Genomic DNA, 24,826 nt, shown 5'->3' on the forward strand with positions numbered 1-24,826 from the left:
GAGCGGGGTCGGCGGCGCCGCCTAGCCTGGGGGGTGATGTCACCTGATCCCGGCACCGTGCTGGTCGTCGACGGCAACTCGTTGCTGCACCGCGCCTTCCACGCCTCCGCCCGCAGCGGCTTCCGCGACGCCGCCGGGCGCCCCGCGTGGGCGGTGCGCGGGCTGCTCTCGCAGCTGGTCGCGGCCGTCGACCGCGCCATGGCCGACGCCGTGGTGGTCGGCTTCGACGATCCCGGGGCGAGCGTGCGGCGCGAGCGGTGGCCCACCTACAAGGCGCACCGCACCGAGAAGCCCGAGACGCTGGTCGAGCAGCTCGACTCGGTCGTGGGGGTGCTGCGCGAGCTGGGGGCCGCCGTCGTGGTGCCGCCCGGGCTCGAGGCCGACGACGTGCTGGCCAGCGTCGCCGCCCAGGCGCCGACCGCGGGGTGGCGCACCGTGCTGGCCACCTCCGACCGCGACAGCTTCGCGCTCGTCGACGAGCACACGCGGGTGCTGCGCATCCTCAACGGCGGGGTCGACGCCTCGCCGCTGCTCGACCCCGCCCGGCTGTTCCTGGTCACCGGGGTGCGCCCCGAGCAGTACCTCGACCTCGCCGCGCTGCGCGGCGACGCCTCCGACAACCTGCCCGGGGTCGCCGGCTTCGGGGCCAAGACCGCCGCCAAGCTGCTCGCCGCGCTCGGCACCGGCGCCGACGCCCTCGCCGACGCCGCCGCCGGGGGAGAGCGCTGCCGGGCCGCGGTCGGCCCCGCCCGCACCCGCACCCTGGCCACCGACGAGGCCCGCGAGCGGTTCTGGCTCAACCGCGAGGTGATGGCGATGGCGCGCACCGTCGACGTCGGGATCGACCCCGGATCACCCGCCCCCGGCGCCCTGCCCCTCGACGAGGCGGCGGTGCGCTCGGTCTTCGGGCGCCACGACCTCTTCGTCAACGGCGCGGTGCGGGCCCTGACCCTCGCCGAGCCCGTCCCCGGCGCGCCGGAGCGCGAGCACACGGCGTACGCCGACCCCCGCTGGCGGGCCGCGCCCACACCCCGCCCGCCCCGCCTCCCCGCGCCCCCGCCCCCCACGGCCCCCGTCTTCTCCCAGGACACCCTCTTCTGACGGCCGAGCAGTCAGTTTTGCACCACCGACAGGTCAGTTCTGCACCATCGACCAGTCGCTTTCGCACCCTCGAGACGGTCTCGAAAAAAGTTTCGATCTGCCTGTGGAAAACGGCTTCTGACCTGGTGCTTTGTCGGTGGGTCCTGAGATACTTCACTCATGGCCACCACCGCGACGCACCCCATCGGCGGTGCTGTCGCGCGGGTGCACTCGGCCCTCGATGACGTGGCTGGTACGCCGGTGTGGTCGATGAGCCAGGAGGCCACCGCGCAGACGTTGGTCGAGGTCTCTCGGGCCGAGGCCCGGTTGGTGGAGGTGCGCTCGCAGCTGTTGTCGCACGCCGAGACGGTGGCGGTGGCGGAGACGAATGCGTCGCCGTCGGTGGCGGTGTGGCACTCCAACGCGACCCGGTCGACGAAGCGGGAGTCGTTCCGCCAGGTCCGCCTGGCCGAGGGGTTGGATCGCTACGACCTGGTGCGGGAGGCACTGGGGCGTGGCGATGTCATCGCGGAGCAGGCCTCGGCGATCTGCACAGCGCTCGATGAGCTGCCCGACGACCTGGACGCCGGTGTGTTGGAGCAGGCGACGAAGGCGCTGGTGGCGTTCGCGGAGGTCCACGACGCGAAGGCACTGCGGGTGCTGGGCCGCCGCATCCTCGAGGTCGTGGCACCGGAGGTGGCTGAGGCGTGGGAGGCCGAACAGCTCGACCGCGAGGAGCGCGAGGCCGAGAAGTCGGCGGTGTTCCGGATGCGCGAGGACGGCCACGGCCGGATCAAGGGGTCCTTCACCGTGCCGCTGCTGGCCGGCCAGATGCTGGAGCGGGCCCTGCTCGCCTTCGCCGCCCCCAAGCACCAGATCGCCAACCGCGCCACCGATGAAGGCGAGCACGAAGAGCAGGACGAGGCGCCGGTGCCGGCACGCCGCCCCACCGCGCAGCGGCTCGGTGCCGCGTTCGTCGAGCTCATCGAAAGGCTCAACCCCAAGGAACTACCCAAGGCAGGTGGCGTGAACGCCACCGTCGTGGTGACCATGACCCTCGACTCCCTCAAGGATGGCCTGGCGGCCGCCACCCTCGACACCGGTGACCGGATCAGCGCCGCCACCGCGAGGCGGCTGGCCTGCGAGGCCGGCGTCGTGCCCGTGGTGCTGGGCGGCAAGAGCCAGCCGCTCGACGTGGGCCGCGCGAAGCGGTACTTCACCCCGGCCCAGCGGGTCGCGATGGGTATCCGTGACGGTGGCTGCACCGCGAAGGGCTGTGACGCCCCGCCGGCGATGTGTCACGCCCACCACGACGACCCGTGGTCGTGCCACGGCCACACCGACCTCGACCGCGGACGACTCCTATGCCCCTACCACCACCGCCGCATTCATGACCCGGAGTACGAGAGCGACGTCGGGGCTGACAACCAGGTCACCTTCCACCGACGAACCTAGGAGCACTCCGCTCCTGGCGCCGTTGGTTGAGCAGCGAGGGCCGAAGGCTCGAGCGATGCCGAAACCCGGTGAGCCCATGGCGTACGGCGCGTGGTTGCGGCGGGCGGGCCACTCACTGGGTCTCGGCGTCGCTCGTCGCTGGCGCTCCTCGCTGCTCGACCAACGGCGGCCCGCCGTTGGTTGAGGAGGTTGCGCAGCAACCGTCTCGAAACCCGGTGAGCCCATGGCGTACGGCGAGCGCGGTCCTCACGGGGTCTCGGCGTCGCTCGTCGCTGGCGCTCCTCGCTGCTCGACCAACGGCGGCCCGCCGTTGGTTGAGGAGGTTGCGCAGCAACCATCTCGAAACCCGGTGAGCCCATCGCGTACGGCGAGTGGTTGCGGTGGGCGGGCTACTCACGGGGTCTCGGCGTCGCTCGTCGCTGGCGCTCCTTGCTGCTCGACCAACGGCGTCGTTGGTTGAGGAGGTTGCGCAGCAACCGTCTCGAAACCCGGCGACCCCATGGCGTACGGCGGGTGGTTGCGGTGGGCGGGCCACTCGCGGGGTCTCGGCGTCGCTCGTCGCTGGCGCTCCTCGCTGCTCGACCAACGGGGGACGCTGGCGCTCCTGGCTGCTCGACCCACGGCGGGCTGCCCGTAGGGTGTCGGCCGTGCCCGACCCGAGCCCCGACCCCCGCCGTGTGGTCGCCGTGGTGGTGACGTTCAACCGGCTCGAGCTGCTGCAGCGGCTGGTGGCGCGGTTGCGCGAGGTGGCGGAGGTCGACGAGGTGCTCGTCGTCGACAACGCCTCCTCCGACGGCACCGGATCCTGGCTGGCCGAGGCGGCCGCCGCGCCCGGGACGCCGCTGCGGGCCCGCACCCTCGAGCGCAACGTCGGTGGGGCCGGTGGCTTCCACGACGGGCTGGAGTGGGCCGTCGAGCGCGACGCCGACCTGGTCTGGCTGATGGACGACGACGGGCTGCCCGAGCCGGACTGCCTGGCCGGGCTCCTGGCCGAGGACGGGCTCGACTTCTGGGGGCCCCTGGTCGTCGACGAGGCCGACCCCGGCCGCCTGGTCTTCCCGATCCGGCTGCCCGGCGGGACCCGCGTGGTGCACCGCCTCGCCGACGTCGAGCGGGCCGGGGGAGCGCGCGGGCGCCTCGACGACATCGTCATCCCCTTCAACGGGGTGCTGGTCACCCGCGAGCTGGTCGAGCGCATCGGCCTGCCGCGCTCGGAGTTCTTCATCTGGGGCGACGACCACGAGTACCGGCTGCGCGCCGAGAAGGCGGGTGCGCGCATCGCGACCGTCACCGGCGCCCGCGTGCACCACCCCTCGGTCGGCGAGCTCGGCACCCCGATGATGGGCGGGCGCACCACCTACAACCACAGCCCCAGCGAGCTGAAGGCCTACTGCATGGCCCGCAACAACACCGTCAACCTGCGCGACTACCGCGGCTGGGCGCACGTGGCGATGTTCTGGGCCAAGACCGTGTGGTTCTACCTGCTCACCCGCCGCGACCCCGGCCGCGTCGCGCTCAGCGCCCGCGCCGCCCTGGCCGGGCTGCGCGGCGACTTCACCGGCCACGAGAGGTTCCTGCGATGAGCGAGACCACCGGCGTCGTGGTCGTCACCTACAACCGCGCCGACCTGCTCGAGCGGATGCTCGCCGGCCTGGGTGCCCTCGACCCCGCGCCCGAGCTGGTCGTGGTCGTCGACAACGCCAGCACCGACCACACCCCCGACGTGCTGGCCGCCTGCACGCTGCCGGGCCTGCGGGTGGTCCGCACGCCCGAGAACCTCGGCGGCGCGGGCGGCTTCCACCTCGGCACCCGCACGGCGTACGACGCCGGCGTCGACCGGATCTGGCTGATGGACGACGACGTGCTGCCCGCCCCCGACTGCCTCGGGGTGCTGCTGGCCACCGACGAGGACTGCCTGATGGCGGTGCGCGAGGACTCCCAGGGTCGGCTCTGCGAGAAGGCCGCGACCCGCTTCGACCTGCGCAACCCTCTGGCGATCAAGCCCAAGTCGAGGATGGTCGAGACCGACTGGGGGAGCCGGGACGCGATGCCCGAGCGGGTCGAGCTCGAGAACGTCGCCTTCGAGGGGTTCATGGTGCGCCGCGGCGTGCTGGAGCGCATCGGCCTGCCCGACCCGAGCTACTTCATCTTCTACGACGACGTCGACTTCGCGGTGCGCGCGCGGCGGGCCGGCTACCGCATCTGGGCGCTGCGCGACGCGGTGCTGGTGCGCCAGCTCGACTTCGACCAGCAGCACGACCTGGCCGGGTGGAAGGGGTACTACATGTACCGCAACCTCTTCGCCGTGCACCTGCGCTACGGCGAGAACGCCCTGGTGCGGCTCAAGCCCTGGCTGATCGCCCTGGCGGTCGTGGTGCTGAGCCCGGCGCGCGGGGGGCGGGCGGAGGCCGGCAACGTGATCCGGGCCATGCGCGCAGCGCGTGGGATGCGCCGGCTGCCGCCATCGTCCGTAGACTGACCGACCGTGCCAGCCCCTCACACTGACCCCGCCCAGCAGCCCGACCTCGTGGTCGTGGGCTCCGGCTTCTTCGGACTCACCGTCGCGGAGCGCTGTGCCAGCGAGCTCGGACTCAAGGTCCTCGTGCTCGAACGGCGCGACCACCTCGGTGGCAACGCCTACAGCGAGATCGACCCGGAGACCGGGATCGAGGTGCACAAGTACGGCACGCACCTCTTCCACACCTCCAACAAGCGGGTGTGGGAGTACGTCAACCGGTTCACCGACTTCACCGGCTACCAGCACCGGGTCTTCGCCAAGTACCAGGGACAGGTCTACTCCTTCCCGATGAACCTGGGCCTGATCAACCAGTTCTTCGGCAAGAGCCACACCCCCGACGAGGCGCGGGCGCTGATCGCCGAGCAGGCCAGCGAGATCGCCACCGAGGACGCCACGAACCTCGAGGAGAAGGCGATCAGCCTGATCGGCCGCCCGCTGTACGAGGCGTTCGTCAAGGGCTACACCGCCAAGCAGTGGCAGACCGACCCGACGCAGCTCAGCGCCGACATCATCACCCGGCTGCCGGTGCGCTACACCTTCGACAACCGCTACTTCAACGACACCTACGAGGGCCTGCCGGTCGACGGCTACACCGCGTGGCTGACCCGGATGGCCGAGCACCCCAACATCGAGGTGCGCACCTCCACCGACTTCTTCGACGTCGCCGAGCAGTACAAGGGCAAGGTGCCGATCGTCTACACCGGCCCCGTCGACGAGTACTTCGACAACTCCGAGGGCCGGCTGTCGTGGCGCACCATCGACCTCGAGGCCGAGACCCTCGACGTCGACGACTTCCAGGGCACCGGGGTGGTCAACGCCAACGACCAGGACGTGCCGCACACCCGGGTGCTGGAGTTCAAGCACCTGCACCCCGAGCGCACCTACCTGCCCGGCAAGACGATCGTGGTCCACGAGTACTCGCGCTTCGCCGAGGAGGGTGACGAGCCGTACTACCCGGTCAACACCGCCGAGGACCGCGAGAAGCTGCTGAAGTACCGCGAGCTGGCCAAGGCCGAGCCGATGGTGCTCTTCGGTGGTCGCCTGGGCACCTACAAGTACCTCGACATGCACATGGCCATCGGCTCCGCGCTCTCGATGGTCGACAACAAGCTCGCCCCGCACTTCCGCGACGGTGAGACCCTGACCAGCGGAGGAGTCGACGCATGAGCACCACGACCACCCGGCTGCTGCAGCGCCAGGTGCTGCCCGTCGACCGCGACCTCGACGTGCTGCCGCTCTACGTCGACCCCGAGCCGGCCGTCCTCGACGCCGACAAGTACGAGGTCGGCAGCAACCGCCAGGCCCGCGAGCTCAACGTGGCCACCATGCGCAAGGGCGTCACCACGGGCGCCCAGCTGCACCCCGACCAGATCGTCTCGCGCACCGCGCTGAGCGTCCCCTCGGGCGACCGGCTCTCGTTCGGCACCTACTTCAACGCCTTCCCGGCCAGCTACTGGCGGCGCTGGAGCGTCGTCGAGGAGGTGCAGCTGAGCGTCACCGTCAGCGGCCGCGGCGCGAGCGTGATCGTCTACAAGTCGATGGCGCGCGGCAACAGCCAGCGCGTCGACACCGCCAGCACGGGCAGCGAGAGCGGCGGGACCTTCACCTTCGACCTCAGCCTCAAGCCCTTCGTCGACGGCGGCTGGTACTGGTACGACGTCGTGGCCGGCGACGACGAGGTCGTCGTGGAGTCCGCGGAGTGGACCGCGCAGGTGCCCGAGGACCGGGCCGCGCACGGCACCGTCGACCTGGTCATCACCACGATGAACCGCCCCGACTTCTGCGCCAAGCTGCTGCAGCAGGTCGGTGACGACGAGGCGCTGCGCCCCTACCTCGACTCCGTCATGGTGATGGAGCAGGGCAAGGACAAGGTCGTGGACTCCCCGGAGCTCCCCGCGGCCCGCGAGTCGCTCGGCGACCTGCTGCGCATCATCGAGCAGGGCAACCTCGGCGGCTCGGGCGGCTACGCCCGCGGCCAGCTCGAGTCGGTGCGCAAGGGCACCGCGACGTACGCGATGATGATGGACGACGACGTCGTCTGCGAGCCCGAGGGCATCATCCGCGCGATCACGTTCGGTGACCTGGCCCGGCGCCCCACGATCGTGGGCGGGCACATGTTCAACCTCTACTCCCGCAGCCGCCTGCACAGCTTCGGCGAGATCGTGCAGCCCTGGCGCTTCTGGTGGCAGTCGGCGCCCGGCGTCTTCAGCGACTGGGACTTCGCCTCGCGCAACCTGCGCTCGACCCGGTGGCTGCACCAGCGCATCGACGTCGACTTCAACGGCTGGTTCATGTGCCTGATCCCGCGCCGGGTGCTCGAGGACGTCGGGCTCTCGCTGCCGGTCTTCATCAAGTGGGACGACTCGGAGTTCGGGCTGCGCGCCAAGGCCGCGGGCTACCCGACGGTGACCTTCCCCGGCGCGGCGGTGTGGCACGTGCCGTGGACCGACAAGAACGACGCGCTCGACTGGCAGGCCTACTTCCACGTGCGCAACCGCTTCGTCGCGGCGCTGCTGCACTCGCCGTACCCGCACGGCGGCCGGATGATCCGCGAGAGCCGCAACCACCAGATCGCCCACCTCGTGGCCATGCAGTACTCGACGGTCGAGATCCGCCACCAGGCGCTGCTCGACGTGCTCGAGGGGCCGGGGACCCTGCACCGCGACCTGCCCACGAAGCTCGCCGAGGTCAACGCCACCCGCAAGCAGTTCACCGACGCGCAGCTGCAGGTCGACCCCGACGCCTTCGCGCCCGTACGCCGCAGCAAGCCGCCGCGCAAGGGCCGCGACGACTCGGCGGTGCCGGGCCGCCTGGCCACGCTGGTCAGCGCCGGGCTGCAGCCGATCCGCCAGCTCAAGAAGCCGCGCCCGCTCTCGCGCAGCCACCCCGAGGCCGAGATCCGGGCGATGGACGCCAAGTGGTACCGGCTGGGGCGCTACGACTCCGCGGTCGTCTCGATGAACGACGGCACCTCGGCCGCGCTCTACCGGCGCGACCCCGAGACCTTCCGCGAGATGATGGCCAAGACCGTGCAGATCCACGAGCGCCTCAAGCGCGAGTGGCCGCGCCTGGTCGAGGAGTACCGCGCCGAGCTCGGGCACATCACCTCGCCCGAGGCGTGGGAGGAGACGTTCCGGCCCTGGATGCAGGAACCGGCGGACACGGATGGCTGAGTCGACCCGCCCGCCGGCCGACCACGTCGTCGACGCCCCGCTCACCTCGCCGGCCGCCACGCAGGGGCTGCTCGAGGTCTTCCGGCACCGCTACCTGCTCAAGCTGCTGGTCCGGCGCGAGATCAGCGCCCGCTACTCCGGGTCGTTCCTGGGCCTGATCTGGTCCTACATCAACCCGCTGAGCCAGTTCCTGATCTACGTCTTCATCTTCACCCTGCTGCTGGGCCGCGACCGCACCGAGAACTTCGCGATCCACATCTTCACCGGCCTGATCGTCGTGCACTTCTTCACCGAGACGTTCAACGCCGGCACCCGCTCGATCGTGCGCAACAAGGCACTGATCCGGAAGATGTCCCTGCCCAAGGAGATGTTCCCGGTCGCCTCGATGCTCGTCTCGCTCTACCACGTGGCGCCGCAGCTGGTGATCCTGGTGATCGCGTGCGTGCCCTACGGGTGGACTCCCGACGTGCTCGGCATGCTGGCGCTGCTGCTGGCGCTGGGCATCATCATGCTGCTCGGCACCGCGCTCGCGCTGCTCTTCAGCGTCGCGAACGTCTACTTCCGCGACTTCGCCAGCGCCGTGGGCATCCTGACCAACTTCGTGCGGTTCAGCGTCCCGATGATCTACCCGTTCACGCTGGTCGAGGAGCGCTTCAAGGGCTTCGCGCAGTACTACCTCTACAACCCGCTCGCCGAGGCGGTGCTGCTCGTGCAGCGCGCCTTCTGGGTGGGCACGACCGACGACCCGGCGGCCACGGCCGCCACCGAGCTGCCCGACCACCTGTTCACCCGCGGCCTCGTCATGCTGGCGATCGCGGGCCTGGCGCTCGTCGTCGCCCAGCTGGTCTTCCGGTCGCTGGAGGACAAGATCCCGGAGCGGTTGAATTGAGCTACCCGTCCTCGACGTCCATCGTGGTGGAGAACGCCACGAAGGCCTTCACGCTGCGCTACCACCGCACCTTCAAGGAGGTGACGGTGGCCAAGATGCGCGGCCAGCAGATCAGCGACACCTTCAAGGCGCTCGACGACGTCTCCTTCACCGTCGAGCAGGGCGAGTCGATCGGCCTGATGGGCCTCAACGGCTCCGGCAAGTCCACGCTGCTCAAGCTGGTCAACGGCATCATGAAGCCCGACTCCGGCAAGGTGCTGACCCGTGGCCGGATCGCCGGCCTGATCGCCACCGGGGCGGGCTTCCACCCCCAGCTCACCGGCCGCGAGAACGTCTACCTCAACGCCGCGGTCTTCGGGATGAGCGAGCGCGAGACCAACCGCAAGCTCGACGAGATCATCGAGTTCGCCAGCATCGGCAAGCACCTCGACTCGCCCGTCGGCAACTACTCCTCGGGCATGTACGCCCGGCTCGGCTTCGCGGTGGCCATCAACGTCGACTGCGACATCTTCCTGGCCGACGAGGCGCTGGCGGTGGGGGACAAGCCCTTCAAGCGCAAGTGCCTGGAGAAGATGGAGGAGGTCCGCGACTCAGGGGCCACCGTCTTCTACGTCAGCCACGCCGCCGGCTCGGTGCGCCGCATGTGCGACCGGGTCCTGGTCCTCGAGGACGGCCGGCTCGGCTTCGACGGCGGGGTCGACGAGGGCATCAAGTACGTCAAGTACGACTCCGACGACGAGGACAAGGACGACGACGAGCTCGGCGCCGACATCTGACCCGCAGCACCGCAGACGCCGACCCGGCTCGTGTGAACGAGCCGGGTCGGCGTTCCTGCGTCTCGTTGGTTGAGCAGCGAGGGCCGAAGGCTCGAGCGTCGCCGAGACCGGGTGGGTCCATGGCGTACGGCGAGCACGGTTGCGGTCTGCGAGTCACTCACGGGGTCTCGGCGTCGCTCGTCGCTGACGCTCCTCGCTGCTCGACCAACGGTGTCGTTGGTTGAGGAAGGCGCGCAGCGCCTGTCTCGAAACCGGGTGGGTCCATGGCGTACGGCGAGCACGGTTGCGGTCTGCGAGTCACTCACGGGGTCTCGGCGTCGCTCGTCGCTGGCGCTCCTCCCTGCTCGACCAACGGTGTCGTTGGTTGAGGAAGGCGCGCAGCGCCTGTCTCGAAACCGGGTGGGTCCATGGCGTACGGCGAGCATGGTTGCGGTCTGGGAGTGACTCACGGGGCCTCGGCGTCGCTCGTCGCTGGCGCTCCTCGCTGCTCGACCAACGGTGGCGTCACTCGTCCAGCGGCGCCGCTGGCACCTGCGCACCCTCGAGAACTTGACTTTTCTCGACATCGTCGGCGTGTCGACTGGAAATTACACGATTGTAGTTACTCACGAAACCTTCCGTGGCCCATGTGACTCGTGTGAAAGTTGCGCACCGTGTGAACTTCCCCGCGCACTGTGAAGGACCGTCGTATGCCCCCCAGCAGGTCTCGTTTCGTCAGCGGCTGCCAGCAGCTGCTGGTGCTCGGTGCCGTCGTCGCCGTGCTCGCGCCCGCCGCGAGCGTGATCAACCTCGACGTCGTCCAGCGCCCCGGCAGCAGTGCCGTGCCCGGCTACGACGGCGCGCTCGCGGCGTACGTCCGCTCGGCGCAGCAGACGGCCACCGTGCCGACCGCGCCGGTCGAGGCGGTCGTGGAGGAGCACGCACTGACGGCCCCCTCCGGCGCGGCCCTGGGCCGGGTCCAGGCGCGCACGCTCGGCGGTGAGCGCGCCACGGTGCTGACCAGCAGCCCCGAGGTGGTCAGCGGCTACGGCGCCGTCGGCGTCACCTGGGAGCCCGGCACCGAGCTCGAGGAGGACGACATCGCCTTCGAGGTGCGCACCCGCACCGAGGGTGAGTGGAGCGCGTGGGCCGAGCTCGAGTACCACGACGAGCACGCCCCCGACCCGGGCAGCCCCGAGGCTGCTGACGCGCGGCCGGGCACCGAGCCGATGATGCTGGGCGAGGTCGACGAGGTGCAGGTGCGCAGCACCGAGCGCGCCGGTGCGCTGCCCGCCGACATGCGGATGGCCGTGATCGACCCCGGCACCGCCGAGACCACCGCCGAGGAGCGCGCCGCGCTCGACACCGCCGCCCTGGCCGGGGCGGGCGACGCGGTCTCCGTCAGCGACCTCGAGGTCGACGACAGCGCCGGCACCGACGTGCTCACCCTGCAGTCGTCGCAGGTGACGCCCAAGCCGGTGATCTACTCGCGAGCCCAGTGGGGCGCCGACGAGCGGCTGCGCAGCGGCTCGCCGGGCTACAGCGAGGTGCACGCCGGCTTCGTGCACCACACGGTCAACGCGAACAGCTACACCAAGGACGAGGTCCCGGCGATGCTGCGCAGCATCTACGCGTACCACACGAAGTCCCGGGGCTGGTCCGACGTCGGCTACAACTACCTCGTCGACCGCTTCGGTCGGATCTGGGAGGGCCGCGCCGGCGGCGTCGACCGTCCGGTGGTCGGGGCGCACACCCTGGGCTACAACGAGAACTCGTTCGCGATGTCGGCGATCGGCAACTTCGAGCAGGTGCGGCCCAGCGAGGCCGTGGTGCAGGCCTACGGCGCGCTCTTCGCGTGGAAGCTGTCGCTGCACGGCGTCGACGCCGCCTCGGGCTCCCAGCAGGTCGGCAGCCGCTCCTTCCCGGCCGTCAACGGCCACCGCGACGCCGGCTCGACCGCCTGCCCCGGCGCATTCCTCTACCAGCGCCTGGGTGACATCCGCAGGCTGGCCGACGCCGCCCAGGCCGACTTCGGCGGGCGCCAGCTGCCCGCCGACCTGGTCGACTCCCCGCACCCCGACCTGGTGGCGCGCCGCGCCTCCGACGGTCGCGTCTTCATCATCCCCACCGGTGGGATGAGCCGGGTCCGCAAGCCGGCCACGGTCTCGTCGGGCTGGTCGGGCTACGAGTCGGTGCTGCTCTCCGACGACGTGACCGGCGACAGGCGTCCCGACGCCCTGGGCGTGACGGCCTCGGGTGCGGTCGACGTGCGGCCCGGGCAGGACGGGGGCTTCGGCGAGACCACCCGCACCGCCACCGCCACCGAGGGCCACGACCTGGTCACCGCCGTCGGCGACGTCGACGGCGACGGGCGTCCCGACCTGGTCGGGCGCGACGGCGACACCCTCGAGGTGCTCTCGGGGCGCGGCGACGGGCGCTTCCGCGCCGCCGCGGCCACCACCGGCTGGTCCGGGTACGACGCCCTGGCCGGCAGCGACCTCGACGGCGACGGGTTCGCCGACCTGGTCGCGCGGCGCACGGACGGCGCCATGGTCTGGCACCGCGGCTCGGCCGCGGGCTTCGGTGCCGCGCAGCCCCTGGTCGGCGCCGGGTCCGGCTCCGCGTGGGACGTCGTCAGCGCGCTGGGCGACTGGAACGGGGACGGCCACACCGACCTCTTCGTGCGGCGCGAGCGCGGGCACGGCTACGTGCTGCCCGGTCGCGGCGACGGCAGCGTGGGCCACCCGCTGGGCCCGATCAAGCGGCTCAAGGGCCGCCCGGGCCTGACCGGGGGAGCCGACCTGAGCGGGGACGGGGTCCCCGACCTGGTCTTCCTCAAGGGCGACACCCTGATGAAGATCGTCTCGACCGGCGAGGCCGAGACCCGCGCCCCGGTGGACACCGGCACCCGGATGCGCTCGGCCGACCTGCTGCTCAACGTCGGCGACTGGGACGGCGACGGCCTGGGCGACCTGGTGCTGCGCAAGCGCAAGAACGGTGCGCTCAAGATGCGTCCCGGCGACGGTGCCGGCTCGTTCGGCAAGGCCGTGCTGCTGGGCCGCGGCATGGGCGGCGTCCGCCTGCTCGAGTCGGTCGGCGACGTCACCGGCGACGGCTGGCCCGACCTGATGGGCCAGCCGACCGGCGGCTCGATGATGATCTACCCCGGCCGGGGCGCGGCGCAGCTGGGCCCGGCGTACGTCGCGCACAGCGCGATCAGCGCGACCCGCCAGGTCGGTGTCGGCCTGTGGAACCGCGACGGCGCACCGGACTCCATGTTCCGGCAGGGCGACGCGCTGGTGGCCTACCCCGGCAACGGGCCCGGTGGGCTCACCGACCCCCAGCGCCTCGGCCTCGACCTGCGCGGCTACGACCTGGTGACCGGGATCGGCGACATGACGCTCGCGACCCGCGCCGACCTGGTGGTGCGCGAGAGCGCGACCGGCCACCTCTGGCTCCTCGAGGGCAAGGCGTCGGGCTTCCGGGCGCCGCGCTTCCTCGCCGACGGGGCGGGGGTCTACGACCTGGTGGACTGATCCCTGTCCGTGACGCGCTCGTCGGCCGAGGTCGACTCGAGGCGCGCCGGGTCAGGGTGCGCGACCAGGACCAGCGAGCCGCCGCGTGCGAGCGGCTCGGTGAAGGTGGCGATCTCCGGTGGGGAAGCCGGGTTCGCCGCCGAGAGGAGACGGCCGCCGTCGGTGACGAGAGTCCCGGCGGCGGCCGCGCTCCACAGCTCCGACTGGCTCAGCGCCAGCCCGGGCGCGCGCACGGCGGGGTCGCCGGCCTCCGGGGGGTCGAAGGCGATGAAGGCGTCGGGCTGGCCCCAGATCTCCACGCCGACGTCGTGGACGCCCTCGGGCAGCGCCTCGGCGAAGCGCACCCCCATCGGGAGCAGCGCACAGGCCAGCACCGGCACGTCCCCTGCCCGAGCGGCGTGCTCGGCCACCGACCCGGGACCGCACACCACGGCTTCGGCGGTGCCCGCCTCCTCGGCGCCCACCACCACCAGGCCTGCGCTCCACGCGGCCCCCAGGAACACCGGGCCCAGCCAGTGGGCGGGCAGGTCGAGGCACAGCGCGTCGCCGCGCTCGAGGTCGTGCTCCTCCACGAGCAGCGAGGCCGCCTTGGCCACCCAGTTGGCGTACGTCGTCACGGAGAGCTCGCTGCGCTCGCCCGAGGCGTGGTCGTAGAAGGTCACCAGCGGGCGGCCCGGGTCGCGGGACAGCTCGCGCTGCAGCAGGGCGGGGAGGGTCGTCACGGCCCCGACACTAGGGTGTCGCCCATGACGAGCCTCGCGCCCATCGACTCCTTCTGGGCCGTGGTGCCCGCCGGCGGCGCCGGCACCCGCCTGTGGCCGCTGAGCCGCGCCGGGGCGCCGAAGTTCCTGCACGACCTGCGGGGCAGCGGCCGCACGCTGATCCAGGAGACCCACGACCGGCTGGGGCCGCTCGCCCCGGGCCGGGTGCTGGTGGTGACGGGGGCCGCACACCGCGACGCCGTGGCCGGCCAGCTCGACACGCTGGCGCCCGAGGCTATCCTCGCCGAGCCGTCCGCCCGCGACTCCATGGCCGCGATCGGGCTCGCGGCGGCGCTCATCGAGCGCGCCGACCCCGACGCGGTGATGGGCTCCTTCGCCGCCGACCACGTCATCGCCGACGTCGAGGGCTTCGCCGGCGCGGTGCGCACCTCCGTCGAGGTGGCCCGCGAGGGGTGGCTGGTCACGCTCGGCGTCGAGCCGACGTTCCCCTCCTCGGCCTTCGGCTACATCCGCTCCGGCGAGCCGTTGGCCGAGCACCCCGGCGCCGCCCGGGTCTCGCAGTTCGTCGAGAAGCCGTCGGTGGAGGTCGCCCGGGGCTACCTGGCCGAGGGCGGCTACCGCTGGAACGCCGGCATGTTCGTGGCCCGGCCCACCGTGCTGCTGGACCTGCTGGCCGACACCGACCCGGGCTTCGCCGCCGACCTGCGCGCGCTCGCGGCCGACGGCTCGCGCATGGACGAGATCTGGCCGCGCCTGCCCCGCATCGCCGTCGACCACGCGGTGGCCGAGCCCGCCGCCGCGGCCGGCCGGGTGGCCACGGTGCCGGCCGCCTTCGACTGGGAGGACGTGGGCGACTTCGACTCCTTGGCGGCGCTGCTGGGCGCCGACGGGGTCCCGATGACGGTGCTCGGCGACGCCGACGTGCGCGTCGTCGACGCCTCCGGCCTCGTCGTGGCCGGCGGCCGGACGGTGGCGGTCGTCGGGCTCGACGACGTCGTGGTCGTCGACACCCCCGACGCCCTGCTGGTGACCACGCGCGAGCGCGCCCAGGACGTCAAGGCCGTGGTGGCCGCCCTCAAGGAGTCCGGGCGCGCCGACCTGACCTGAGCCGCTCCGACCCGGTCAGGGCCGGTCAGAGGAAGGCGTTGGGCTCGGGGGAGTCCTGCTGGGGGTACTCGGTCACGAACTCCTCGACCGCCGCGCCGCTGGGCTCGGAGCAGTACTGCCACACCCCGACCTGGTTGGCGGTGTCGGTCTCACCGGCGCCGCCGGCCGACCAGTGGGTCATCGCGACGTGCTGGCCGTCGGGGAAGGCGTCGCCGTCCTCGGAGGTCCAGGGCGCGGCGATGAAGGCGTTGCGGCGGTTGGACTCGTCGGAGAACTTCTCGGCGATGCCGCGCACCTCGCCGAGCGCCTCGTCGTCGTCGGCGATCGTCTCGTCGTACCAGAGCACGGTGTAGCCGTGCTCCTGGTTGTGCACGAGGGCCTCGATCTCGGGACGGTCGTCGGCGGTGTAGAACTCGCGGGCCCCGGAGACGGGCGCGACGCCGGCGATGTTCCAGTGCGGGCCGAACGCCGGCGGCGAGGTGTCGTAGGTGACCTGCTGCTCCTGCGGGACGTGGGTGCCGCTGTCGGCCGCGGGCTCGGTGGTGACCTCGCCGCACACGTCGGCGGGGGCGCCGATCTCGTCGATGGCCAGCGAGCTGTACTGGCTGCTGGCGACCTCGTCGCTGATGATCCCGTAGAGCGGCACCGCGATGATGGCGGCGGCGATGACGCCGCAGACGGCGACGATCGCGTAGCCGCGGCGCTTGTCGGCGCCCTTCTGCTGCTTGCGGATCGCGTCGATCTTGGCCTGGCGGTCGGACTTGGCGGGCTTGGCCACGGTTCGGCTGTCCTCGGTGTCGGGGGCGGTCTCTCGGGTCGTTCCCGGGGGCTGGCGGGGATTCTACGGAGTGCGCGGTCGCAACTCGGCAGCGACGGCGGATCCCGCGTCGTCGGGGGCGTGCGCCGACCACCCGTGCGCGAACGCCAGGGGGGCCAGGAGCGCGGCCAGGCGAGGCCGGTCGGCAGGGGTCAGCCGGACCTCCAGCACGGTGGGGTCGCCCGCGGACGGGGTCGTCGTGGCGGTGCCGCCGCTGACGTGATCGACGGCCGCGACGAGCTCTTCCGGTGGTGCCGGGGCCCCGAAGGGCGCCTGGTCTAGCGCCGCGCCGCGCAGCGCGCGCACGACGGCCTCGCGGGCGCCGTACCCGAAGAGGTCGCCGCCCTCGGGCCGCACCAGCGCGGTGGCGCCGGGGCCGGGGTCGTCGAGGGGGAGCACCAGGTCGGCGCGCCCGCGCAGCACCGCGAACGGCCGGCCGCCGAGCTTGCCCTGGGCCAGCTCCGCGGCGCCCGCGACCTCGTCGGCGACGGCGGGCGCGGTCACCGCCAGCTCGTTGCCGTGGGCGTCGACCCGGCCGGCGAAGCTCTCGGCCACGTCGAGCCCGGCGGCGCCGATCGCGATGTCGGTCTGCCCCTCGCGCCAGGCGCGACCTGCGGTGTCGGTGACGACCACGCCCACCACGTGCCCGCACAGCTCGTGCAGGCGTGCGCGCAGGCGGCGCGCGGAGGCGTCGGGATCGACCGGCAGCAGCACGATCGAGCCCAGCTCGACGTTGGAGGCGTCGATGCCGGCCGCGGCCATGGTCAGCCCGTGGTGGGTGCGCACGATCGTGGTCGGCCCGCGGCGCGCCACCACCCGGGCGGTCTCGTCGGCCAGCGCCCGGGCCCGGTCGCCCCGGCGCACCCGGCCCTCCGACTTGCTCACGACCTTGCTGGTGACCACCACGACGTCGCCGTCGACGAGGTCGTGGCCACCCGTGCCGTGGCCCAGCGCCCCGAGCAGCGCGGCGGCCAGGTCGGTGCCCTCCACGACCTCGGGCACGCCGTCGGGGGCGTGCACCGTCAGGGACGTCATCGGGTCGCGAGGTCGACCGCGGCGGCCACCATGGCCGCGGTGGCGTCGGGCGAGGTCATCATCAGCGGCACGGCGCCCGCGCGCAGGCCGGCCTCCTCGAGGGCCGCGACGTCGCCCGCGTCACCGGTGTCGACCAGCCAGCCGTCGAGCACCCCGCCCTGCGAGCGGGCCCCGTAGTGCAGCCCGACGCCGGCCGCGCTGACCTCGACCCCGATGGCGGTCAGCAGCTGGCGAGCCATGCCGCGCACGTGCTGGCCCCCGACGATCGGGGACAGGCCCACCACCGGCGCACCGGTGGCGACGAGGGCCTCGCGGACCCCGGGCACGCCCAGGATCGTGCCGACGGAGACCACGGGGTTCGACGGCGGCACCAGCACCAGGTCGGCCCCGGTGATCGCCTCGACCACGCCGGGCGCCGGCGTGGCCGCGTCGAGACCCACAACGACGACCGTCTCCGCGGGCACCTCGGCGCGCATCCGGATCCAGTACTCCTGGAAGTGCACGACCCGGGTGCCGCTGGGGGAGTCGGCGTCGGCGACCGCGACGTGGGTCTCGACCCGGTCGTCGGTCATCGGCAGGAGGCGCAGGCGCTCGCCGTGCACCGGCTCGAGCCAGCGCCGGCACAGGGCGGCGGTGACCGCCGAGAGCGGGTAGCCCGCCTCGAGCATCTGGGTGCGCACCAGGTGGGTCGCCACGTCGCGGTCGCCGAGGCCGAACCAGGTCGGCTCGACGCCGTACGCCGCCAGCTCCTCGCGCACGCTCCACGTCTCGTCGCGCCGGCCCCAGCCGCGCTCGGGGTCGATCCCGTCGCCGAGGGTGTACATCACCGTGTCGAGGTCGGGGCAGACCTTGAGCCCGTGCACCCACAGGTCGTCGGCGGTGTTGGTGACGACCGTGACGACCGCGTCGGGGGCCACGCCGGGCAGGGCGCCGGTGTCGATGGCGTGCAGCAGGCCCTGCAGGAAGCGGGCGCCGCCGATGCCCCCGGAGAGGACGGTGAGGGAACGCATGGGGCTACTGTGCCGCAGCGACCGGCGCCGCCGGTCCGCAGACCCCCGGTCGCGGGGTTTGGACCCGGTGGGGTAATACCAGACTTTCGCTTGACTTCCGGTGTACGACAGGCATGTAATTCCCACAGTGTTCTTCGGGATTTCCACTGGGTCGAAAGGGCGTACGCCGTGAGAGAGCTGTTTCTCCTCGAATCGGACGCCACCGAGGCGGGCTGGCAGGATCGCGCCCTGTGCGCACAGACCGACCCCGAGGCGTTCTTCCCTGAAAAGGGTGGTTCCACCAGGGAGGCCAAGAAGGTCTGCCTGACCTGCGAGGTGCGTGACGAGTGCCTCGAGTCCGCGCTGATGAACGACGAGCGCTTCGGCATCTGGGGCGGCCTCTCCGAGCGGGAGCGTCGCAAGCTGAAGAAGCGCGCAGTCTGAGGGTGCTCCGCGCACCCTGGTGAGGGTCAGCCCCGGTCGTCAGCGACCGGGGCCCCTTGCATTTCGGGGCCCGTGCCCGTGGGCACGTACGCTTGCCGATCGTGTCCGGGTCGGGTCGGGGGGCGGTGGCCGCCCTCGTGGTCAGTCACGACGGTGCGCGCTGGCTGCCCGTCGTGATCGATGCGCTGCGCTCGCAGACCCGGGCCCCCGACCGGGTCGTGGCCGTCGACACCGGCAGCCGCGACGACAGCGCCGACCTGCTCGAGGCCGCCTTCGGCCCGGTCGTGCCGGCCCCGGCGAGCACCGGCTACCCCGAGGCGGTGCGCCGCGGCGTGGCCGAGCTCGGGCCCGAGGTCGAGTGGCTCTGGCTGCTGCACGACGACTCCACGCCCGACGCGTCCGCGCTCGAGGCGCTGCTCGCCGCCGCCGACGAGCACCCCGAGGCCGACATCCTGGGGCCCAAGCTGCGCGAGTGGCCCTCGCTGCGTCGCCTCCTCGAGGTCGGGGTGACCATCTCGGGCACCGGGCGCCGCGAGACCGGGCTCGAGCGCGGCGAGTACGACCAGGGCCAGCACGACGAGGTGCGGCGGGTCCTCGCGGTCAACACCGCCGGGATGCTCGTGCGCCGCCAGGTCCTGGAGGACCTGGGCGGCCTCGACGACCACCTGCCCGTCTTCGGCAACGACATCGACCTCGGCTGGCGCGCCGCCGCCGCCGGGCACACCACGCTGGTCGTGCCCCAGGCCGTGGTCTTCCACGCCGAGGCCGCCCACCGGGGTCTGCGCCGCACCGCCCTGACCGGGCGGCACACGCACTTCCAGGAGCGGCGAGCAGCGCTGTTCACGCTGCTGGTCAACGCGCGACCGCGCGCCCTGCCGCTGCAGGTCGTGCGCCTGGTGCTCGGCACGGTGCTGCGGGTGCTGGGCTTCCTGCTCGTCCGCTCGGTCGGGGAGGCCCTCGACGAGCTCGCCGCGCTGCTCTCGCTGGCCGGCTCGGCCGGCGACGTCCGCCGTGCCCGCCGCGAGCGCCGGGGCCGGGCCACCGCGCCGCCGCAGGAGGTGCGGCGGCTGCTGGCCCCGCCCTGGCTGCCCTACCGCCACGGTCTCGACGCGGTCAGCGACCTGGCCTCCGCGCTCACCGACCAGGCGAGCGACGTCGCCGAGCGGCGCCGGGCCGCGGCCGCCGAGCGCGACCCGGCGGCGTACGCCGCCCAGGCCGGCGCGCGCCGGGCGGTCGCCGAGGACGCCGAGGACGAGGACGTCCCCGAGGACACCTCGTTCGTGGCCCGGTTCCTGAGCGACCCGGTGGCGGTGGTGCTCTCCCTGGGCGTGCTGGCCCTCCTGGTGGCCACCCGGGCCGGCTTCGGCCAGGCCGTCGGCGGCGCCCTGGCGCCCGTGCCGGACACCGCCGGGGCGTGGTGGGGGCTGCTGCTGGAGACCTGGCACGCGCTGGGGCAGGGCACCGCCGTGCCGGCCCCGGCCTACCTGCTGCCCCTCGCGCTGCTCGCGACGCTGCTGGGCGGCAGCCCTGCCGCCGCGGTCTCGGCGGTGCTGCTGGCGGCACCCCTGGCCCTGTGGGGCGCCTGGCGCCTGCTGCGGGTGGCCGGCCGGCTAGTCTCCGTGCGGGGCGCCCCGAGGTGGCTGCTGGTCTGGGGCTCGGCGACCTACGCGCTGGTGCCGCTGACCAGCGGTGCGTGGGGCGAGGGACGGCTGGGGCCGGTCGTGAGCGTCGCGCTGCTGCCGTGGGCGGCGCACGCCGCGCTCGGCTTCGCCGACCCGTCGGCCGACCGCCGCTGGCGGGCCGCGTGGCGGCTGGGGCTGCTGCTCGCCCTGCTCACCGCCTTCACGCCCACCGCCTGGCTGGTCGCGGCGCTGCTCACGGGCGTCGTCGTGACGGTGGTGGTCCTCGTGCTCCCCGGCGCCGCGCGCGACCGGTCGACCTGGCTGCCGCCCCTCACCGCCCTCCTGGTGCCGCTCGCGCTGCTCGCTCCGTGGTGGGTGGGCTCGCTGCGCCGCGGCGCCGCCGAGGCGCTGCTGCTCGACCCCGGCCGCCTGCCCGCGGCCGAGCCCAGTGGCCTCCAGCTGCTCGCGGGCCGCCTCACCGACACGGGCGCGCCGTGGTGGCTCGGCCTGGTGCTCGTCGTCCTCGCGCTGCTGGCGCTGGTGCCGCGCCCCACCCGGGCGGCCGTGCTCCTGGTGTGGGTGGTGGCCCTGGTGGCCGTGCTGGTGGCCCTCGCGCTCTCCGTGGTGCGCCTCGAGCTCGTCGTCGGCACCGCCGCGCCGGGCGTGGCCGCGCCGCTCGCGGTGCTGGCCGGGGCCCTGGTGACCGCCGTGGTGCTCGGCGGCGTCGGTGCGCGCGAGACTGCCGCCCGGCCGCTGCTGGTGGGCCTGGGCCTCGTCGCCGCCGTGGTGCCGGCCCTCGGCCTGGCCTGGGCGGTCGTGGCCGACGGCCGGCTCGGCGACGAGCCCGCCTCCGACGTCCCCGCCTACATGGTCCAGCGCTCCGAGCTGGGCCCCGAGCACGGCATCCTGGTGCTGCGCGGCGACGTCGCCGGCGGCCTCGAGCACACCGTGCGCCGTGGCGACGGCACCACGCTCGGCGAGGACGAGGTGCTCGCGCTGAGCGGCGAGGACGCCGACCTCACCGCCACGGTGCGCGAGCTCGTCTCGGCCCCCACCAGCGACACCGTCGCGCGCCTCGGCGACCTCGGCATCGAGCACGTCGTGCTGCCGGCTCCCGCCGACGGCGACGTGGCGGCCGGCCTCGACGCCGCCGGCGGCCTGGTGCAGGCCAGCGCAGCCGACCCCGGCACCCGGGCGTGGCAGGTCGACGAGCCCCTGTCGACGCGGGCGCTCGAGACCGGCACCTCCCCGCTGCACGTCGTGCTGCTCGTGGTGCAGGGCGTCACGCTCGTGGTGGTCCTGGTCCTCTGCGCCCCCACCCGCGAGCGCAGGAGGCGCCGATGAGCCCCGTGACCCCCGGCCGGAGGGCCGGCACCGGCGCCGCACGCCGGCTGGACCGCGTGCTGGTGGCGGCGGTGGTCGTGCCCGCGCTGGCCGTGGGCGGGGCCCTGCTGGCCGACAGCGCGGTCGCGCCGCGCCCGGCCGACCAGCCGCCGCGCGAGGCCGACCTCGACCGGGCCACCCTGGTCTGCCCGACGGCGACCAGCGACGGCCGCGTCGTCGTGGCCAGCGGCACCGGGGCCCGTGGCGAGGTGGGGATCGGCGCCGAGGGCGACGACCTGCGCCTCGACCGGCGTGCCGCCGGGGTCGCGGACACCGACGACGTCGCCGTGGTCACCGGCACCGGCGCGCTGGCCCCCGGGCTGGTGGCGCTGCGCACCGCCGGGCCGGGTCTGCGTGCGGTGGCCTGCCCGGCCACCCGCTCCGACCAGTGGTTCACCGGTGTGGGGGCCGGCGCCGAGCACACCTCGGTCCTCGAGCTGACCAACCCCGACGCCGGGCCGGCGACCGTCGACGTCGAGGTGCACGGCCAGTCCGGGCCCGTGGAGGCCGACGGGCTGCGCGGCGTCGCGGTGCCCGGGCGGGGCACCGTGCGGCTGCGCCTGGGGGCCGAGGTCCCCCAGCGCGAGGAGCTGGCGATCCGGGTGAGCACCGAGCGGGGACGCGTCGCGGCCGTGGTCGTCGACGCGTTCGTGCCCATCGGCCGCGGCGTGCCCACCAAGGAGTACCTGCCCGGCCAGGAGGAGCCCGGGCTGTCCAACGTGCTGCTGGGGCTGCCCGACGGCGGTCCCCAGGACGGTGACGAGCGCTCGGTGGTGCTGGCCAACGGCGGCGACGACGTCGCCCGGGTGCGCCTCGAGGTGATCACCGCCGGCTCCGTCTTCGCGCCGGCCGAGCTCGAGGAGGTCACCGTCGACCCGGGCAGCGTCGAGCGGATCCCCGTCGAGGGCCTGCTGGGCTCCGACGCGGCCGAGGGCGCCCTGGGCCTGCGCGTGGTCAGCAGCCGGCCCGTGACCGCGACCTTCCGTGCCCGCAGCGGCGCCGACCTGCTCCAGTCGGTGCCCGGCGGCCGTGTCGAGGGCACCACTCTGCTGCCGGTGCCCGCCGGGGCCAAGACGCTCCTGCTCGCCGACGCCGACGGCGTCGGGACGGTGCGCGTCGAGGCCCGCGACGCCGACGGCGAGCGGCTGCGGCGGCGCCGCTACGAGCTCGCGCCGGAGGTGGGGCTGTCGGTGCCGCTGCCCGACGGCGCCGCGCTGGTCGAGGTGCGCACCGACGGCCTCGACCTCGTCGGCTCCGTGCTGGTCGAGACCGGGTCCGGCGCGGCGGTGCTGCCGCTGCGACCGCTGGTGCTGACCGACCTGGTGCCCGCCGTGCGGCCCGGCCTGCCCTAGTTGTTCTCCCCACGGAGGTTGGGTACGCGGTCTGCGGGGGTCTTGCCGGCCAGTGAGGTGTGGCCTCGGTGGTGATTGTAGGTGTGGAGGAAGCCGGGGAAGGCTGCGGCGCGTTCTGACTCGGACAGGTAGGGCTGGGCGTAGGCCCATTCTTCGAGCATGGTGCGGTTGAACCGTTCGACTTTGCCGTTGGTCTGTGGCCGGTAGGGGCGGGTCCGCTTGTGGGTGATCGCGGCGTCGGTGAGGGTCGTGGCGAAGACCTGTGAGCGGTAGCAGGATCCGTTGTCGGTCAGCACGCGAGTGATGGTGATGCCGGCTGACTCGAAGTAGGCCTGGGCGCGGTTCCAGAACGCGACAGCGGTCTCCTTCTTCTCATCGCTGAGCAGCTCGCTGTAGGCCAGGCGTGAGTGGTCGTCGACAGCGTTGTGGATGTACCAGTAGCCATGCTTGATCGAGCGGCGGTTCTTCTTGCCCTGTTGGCGGCCGTGGATGCGGTGACCGCCGCCGTCGGGGATCCGGCCGAGCTTCTTGATGTCGACGTGGACCAGGTCGCCGGGGGCGTCGTGCTCGTAGCGGCGCACGACGCGCCGGCTGCCCTGGGGGCCACGCACGCGTACCCCGGTGGCGGGGTCGGTCCAGGCCAGCGGCGGGCAGCCGTAACGGCGCAGGATCTTGTGCGCCGTGGAGGGCTGCAGCCCGAGGCGGTAGGCGATGCGTGCTGGGCCCCATCGCCGTGAGACCCGCAGCCCCAGGACCCGTCGCTCGGTCTTGGTGGGTGTGCGGTGAGGACACGAGCGCGGCCGTGAGGAGCGATCGGCCATGCCTGCTGGCCCGTGCTCACGGTAACGATCGGCCCAGCGCCGCGCGGTGGTGACCGAGACGTTGAACCGCTCAGCAGCGCGTCGCAGCGGCCAGTGTTGGTCGACCACACAGCGCGCGATACGCAGACGACCGGTTTCGGACAGGGGTGACATAGCGTGGGTCACGAAGGCCTCTTGGTGAGTGGTGGTTGCTGTGGTAGCTCCACACCTCACCGGAGGCCTTCACCCATGTCCGGACGCCGCGCCGTTCCTAACCTCCGTGGTCAGTACACCTAGTCCGCGTCGTAGCGGGGGTCGACGTCGGCGGGGTCGCAGCCGAGGAGCTCGGCGACCTGCTCGACGAGCACGGTCAGCAGCAGCGCGTGCAGCTCCGAGCGGGTCTCGCACCGGTGCTCGATCGGGCGGCGGAAGACCACCAGCCGGCTCGGCCGCCCGCCGGCGCCGCGCACCAGCGACGCGAGCGGCACGCTGTCGGGCGTCCAGTCGTCCGGCACCAGCGGCGTGTCCTCGACGGCGAACTCCACGAGCCCGAGCCGGTCGGACCAGCGGTCCTCGAGGTCGGTGACCAGGTCGAGGACCAGGTCGTCGAAGCGCTGGCGGCGGGTGCGGACGGCGACCGTGCCGGGCACCGCGGGCCGCACGCCGGGCCCGCGCGGGCCCCGACCGCGCCGGTCACGGATCCGACGTCGGGGCACGGCGTCGTCGGGCATGCCGCGAGCCTAGTCGGCGCCGGCCCCGGCGCGGGGTAGCGTCTGGGCCGTGAAGCCCGCCCGCCGCTGCTCCCGCACCGCGTGCGGCCGGCCTGCGGTGATGACGCTGACCTACGTCTACGCCGACCAGACCGCCGTGCTCGGTCCGTTGGCCACCTATGCCGAGCCGCACGCCTACGACCTGTGCGAGACCCACAGCGAGCGGCTCTCGGCCCCCCGTGGCTGGGAGGTGCTCCGCCTGGCCCAGCCCGCGCCCCCGGGCCCCAGCAACGACGACCTCCTCGCGCTCGCCGACGCCGTGCGCGAGGCCGGCCGACCGGCCCCCGTGCAGCGGTCCCTGCCCGAGGCGGAGACCGGTCGTGAGACCACGCGTCGGGGCCATCTGCGGGTGCTCAGCTCCGACCACTAGGGTCAGAGC

At 73.3% G+C, this 24,826-nt stretch carries 20 protein-coding genes; 14 read left to right on the top strand and 6 right to left on the bottom strand.

What is annotated here, in order from left to right; all coding sequences use genetic code 11:
• Positions 1 to 36: 36 nt before the first annotated feature.
• The 9 genes from JOE61_RS15970 to JOE61_RS16010 all read left to right on the top strand — a co-directional run bounded on the left by JOE61_RS15970 (position 37) and on the right by JOE61_RS16010 (position 13,406).
• Positions 37 to 1,101 carry a 5'-3' exonuclease gene (locus JOE61_RS15970; RefSeq protein ID WP_193667144.1) on the top strand — a complete coding sequence of 355 codons (1,065 nt, stop codon included), beginning with the start codon at positions 37 to 39 and terminating at the stop codon, positions 1,099 to 1,101.
• Positions 1,102 to 1,260: 159 nt separating this feature from the next.
• Positions 1,261 to 2,535 (top strand): HNH endonuclease signature motif containing protein, encoded by a 1,275-nt coding sequence (locus JOE61_RS15975; RefSeq protein ID WP_193667145.1) that lies wholly within the window; start codon positions 1,261 to 1,263, stop codon positions 2,533 to 2,535.
• 647 nt (positions 2,536 to 3,182) lie between these two features.
• On the top strand, positions 3,183 to 4,118 hold the full coding sequence (locus JOE61_RS15980; RefSeq protein ID WP_193667146.1) for a glycosyltransferase family 2 protein: 936 nt from the start codon (positions 3,183 to 3,185) through the stop codon (positions 4,116 to 4,118).
• On the top strand, positions 4,115 to 5,014 hold the full coding sequence (locus JOE61_RS15985) for a glycosyltransferase family 2 protein (protein ID WP_193667147.1): 900 nt from the start codon (positions 4,115 to 4,117) through the stop codon (positions 5,012 to 5,014). Before JOE61_RS15980 ends, JOE61_RS15985 begins: the two co-directional genes overlap by 4 nt.
• 6 nt (positions 5,015 to 5,020) lie before the next feature.
• Entirely contained in the window at positions 5,021 to 6,220 is a 1,200-nt protein-coding gene (gene glf, locus JOE61_RS15990; protein WP_193667148.1) for a UDP-galactopyranose mutase, read from the top strand.
• Complete coding sequence (locus tag JOE61_RS15995) at positions 6,217 to 8,226, top strand: glycosyltransferase (protein WP_193667149.1); 2,010 nt, start codon at positions 6,217 to 6,219, stop codon at positions 8,224 to 8,226. Before glf ends, JOE61_RS15995 begins: the two co-directional genes overlap by 4 nt.
• On the top strand, positions 8,219 to 9,115 hold the full coding sequence (locus JOE61_RS16000) for an ABC transporter permease (protein WP_193667150.1): 897 nt from the start codon (positions 8,219 to 8,221) through the stop codon (positions 9,113 to 9,115). The genes JOE61_RS15995 and JOE61_RS16000 overlap by 8 nt, the downstream gene beginning before the upstream one ends.
• On the top strand, positions 9,112 to 9,891 hold the full coding sequence (locus JOE61_RS16005) for an ABC transporter ATP-binding protein (protein ID WP_193667151.1): 780 nt from the start codon (positions 9,112 to 9,114) through the stop codon (positions 9,889 to 9,891). Before JOE61_RS16000 ends, JOE61_RS16005 begins: the two co-directional genes overlap by 4 nt.
• 689 nt (positions 9,892 to 10,580) lie before the next feature.
• Positions 10,581 to 13,406 (top strand): FG-GAP-like repeat-containing protein, encoded by a 2,826-nt coding sequence (locus JOE61_RS16010; protein WP_193667152.1) that lies wholly within the window; start codon positions 10,581 to 10,583, stop codon positions 13,404 to 13,406.
• Here JOE61_RS16010 and JOE61_RS16015 read toward each other — a convergent pair.
• On the bottom strand, positions 13,388 to 14,128 hold the full coding sequence (locus JOE61_RS16015; RefSeq protein WP_193667153.1) for a TIGR03089 family protein: 741 nt from the start codon (positions 14,126 to 14,128) through the stop codon (positions 13,388 to 13,390). The two genes, JOE61_RS16010 and JOE61_RS16015, sit on opposite strands and share 19 nt — an antisense overlap.
• Before the next feature lie 24 nt (positions 14,129 to 14,152).
• Between JOE61_RS16015 and JOE61_RS16020 the strand changes: the two genes are divergently transcribed.
• Positions 14,153 to 15,235 (top strand): mannose-1-phosphate guanylyltransferase, encoded by a 1,083-nt coding sequence (locus JOE61_RS16020; protein ID WP_193667154.1) that lies wholly within the window; start codon positions 14,153 to 14,155, stop codon positions 15,233 to 15,235.
• A gap of 25 nt (positions 15,236 to 15,260) precedes the next feature.
• On the opposite strand, the gene JOE61_RS16025 is transcribed toward JOE61_RS16020, so the two are convergent.
• The 3 genes from JOE61_RS16025 to cofD all read right to left on the bottom strand — a co-directional run bounded on the left by JOE61_RS16025 (position 15,261) and on the right by cofD (position 18,097).
• Entirely contained in the window at positions 15,261 to 16,013 is a 753-nt protein-coding gene (locus JOE61_RS16025; RefSeq protein ID WP_193667155.1) for a DUF3105 domain-containing protein, read from the bottom strand.
• 63 nt (positions 16,014 to 16,076) lie between these two features.
• The gene (locus JOE61_RS16030) at positions 16,077 to 17,087 is read right to left on the bottom strand and encodes a coenzyme F420-0:L-glutamate ligase (RefSeq protein WP_193667156.1); all 1,011 of its coding nucleotides are present in this window, start codon (positions 17,085 to 17,087) and stop codon (positions 16,077 to 16,079) included.
• Positions 17,084 to 18,097, bottom strand: a complete 1,014-nt coding sequence (gene cofD / locus JOE61_RS16035; RefSeq protein ID WP_193667157.1) for a 2-phospho-L-lactate transferase — start codon at positions 18,095 to 18,097, stop codon at positions 17,084 to 17,086. The genes JOE61_RS16030 and cofD overlap by 4 nt, the downstream gene beginning before the upstream one ends.
• Before the next feature lie 168 nt (positions 18,098 to 18,265).
• Here cofD and JOE61_RS16040 point away from each other — a divergent pair, with 168 nt between their 5' ends.
• From JOE61_RS16040 to JOE61_RS16050, 3 genes are all read left to right on the top strand, one after another.
• Positions 18,266 to 18,520 (top strand): WhiB family transcriptional regulator, encoded by a 255-nt coding sequence (locus JOE61_RS16040; protein ID WP_179613947.1) that lies wholly within the window; start codon positions 18,266 to 18,268, stop codon positions 18,518 to 18,520.
• A 101-nt stretch (positions 18,521 to 18,621) separates the two neighbouring features.
• On the top strand, positions 18,622 to 21,486 hold the full coding sequence (locus JOE61_RS16045) for a glycosyltransferase family 2 protein (protein WP_193667158.1): 2,865 nt from the start codon (positions 18,622 to 18,624) through the stop codon (positions 21,484 to 21,486).
• Entirely contained in the window at positions 21,483 to 22,877 is a 1,395-nt protein-coding gene (locus JOE61_RS16050) for a DUF5719 family protein (protein ID WP_193667159.1), read from the top strand. Before JOE61_RS16045 ends, JOE61_RS16050 begins: the two co-directional genes overlap by 4 nt.
• On the opposite strand, the gene JOE61_RS16055 is transcribed toward JOE61_RS16050, so the two are convergent.
• Both JOE61_RS16055 and JOE61_RS16060 read right to left on the bottom strand, forming a co-directional pair.
• A complete protein-coding gene (locus JOE61_RS16055) occupies positions 22,874 to 23,863 on the bottom strand; it encodes an IS481 family transposase (protein WP_193667160.1) in 990 nt (329 codons plus the stop codon). The two genes, JOE61_RS16050 and JOE61_RS16055, sit on opposite strands and share 4 nt — an antisense overlap.
• 107 nt (positions 23,864 to 23,970) lie before the next feature.
• Positions 23,971 to 24,408 carry a metallopeptidase family protein gene (locus JOE61_RS16060; protein ID WP_193667161.1) on the bottom strand — a complete coding sequence of 146 codons (438 nt, stop codon included), beginning with the start codon at positions 24,406 to 24,408 and terminating at the stop codon, positions 23,971 to 23,973.
• Positions 24,409 to 24,457: 49 nt separating this feature from the next.
• Here JOE61_RS16060 and JOE61_RS16065 point away from each other — a divergent pair, with 49 nt between their 5' ends.
• Entirely contained in the window at positions 24,458 to 24,817 is a 360-nt protein-coding gene (locus JOE61_RS16065; protein ID WP_193667162.1) for a DUF3499 domain-containing protein, read from the top strand.
• Positions 24,818 to 24,826 lie beyond the last annotated feature (9 nt).

It is taken from the genome of Nocardioides salarius (assembly GCF_016907435.1).
Taxonomy (GTDB): domain Bacteria; phylum Actinomycetota; class Actinomycetes; order Propionibacteriales; family Nocardioidaceae; genus Nocardioides; species Nocardioides salarius.

Bases quoted from the DNA above. Each gene is read 5' to 3' on its own strand.
- JOE61_RS15970 (WP_193667144.1), top strand. From the start codon at position 37: ATGTCACCTGATCCCGGCACCGTGCTGGTCGTCGACGGCAACTCGTTG.
- JOE61_RS15975 (WP_193667145.1), top strand. From the start codon at position 1,261: ATGGCCACCACCGCGACGCACCCCATCGGCGGTGCTGTCGCGCGGGTG.
- JOE61_RS15985 (WP_193667147.1), top strand. From the start codon at position 4,115: ATGAGCGAGACCACCGGCGTCGTGGTCGTCACCTACAACCGCGCCGAC.
- JOE61_RS15995 (WP_193667149.1), top strand. From the start codon at position 6,217: ATGAGCACCACGACCACCCGGCTGCTGCAGCGCCAGGTGCTGCCCGTC.
- JOE61_RS16000 (WP_193667150.1), top strand. From the start codon at position 8,219: ATGGCTGAGTCGACCCGCCCGCCGGCCGACCACGTCGTCGACGCCCCG.
- JOE61_RS16010 (WP_193667152.1), top strand. From the start codon at position 10,581: ATGCCCCCCAGCAGGTCTCGTTTCGTCAGCGGCTGCCAGCAGCTGCTG.
- JOE61_RS16020 (WP_193667154.1), top strand. From the start codon at position 14,153: ATGACGAGCCTCGCGCCCATCGACTCCTTCTGGGCCGTGGTGCCCGCC.
- JOE61_RS16030 (WP_193667156.1), bottom strand. From the start codon at position 17,087: ATGACGTCCCTGACGGTGCACGCCCCCGACGGCGTGCCCGAGGTCGTG.
- cofD (WP_193667157.1), bottom strand. From the start codon at position 18,097: ATGCGTTCCCTCACCGTCCTCTCCGGGGGCATCGGCGGCGCCCGCTTC.
- JOE61_RS16050 (WP_193667159.1), top strand. From the start codon at position 21,483: ATGAGCCCCGTGACCCCCGGCCGGAGGGCCGGCACCGGCGCCGCACGC.
- JOE61_RS16060 (WP_193667161.1), bottom strand. From the start codon at position 24,408: ATGCCCGACGACGCCGTGCCCCGACGTCGGATCCGTGACCGGCGCGGT.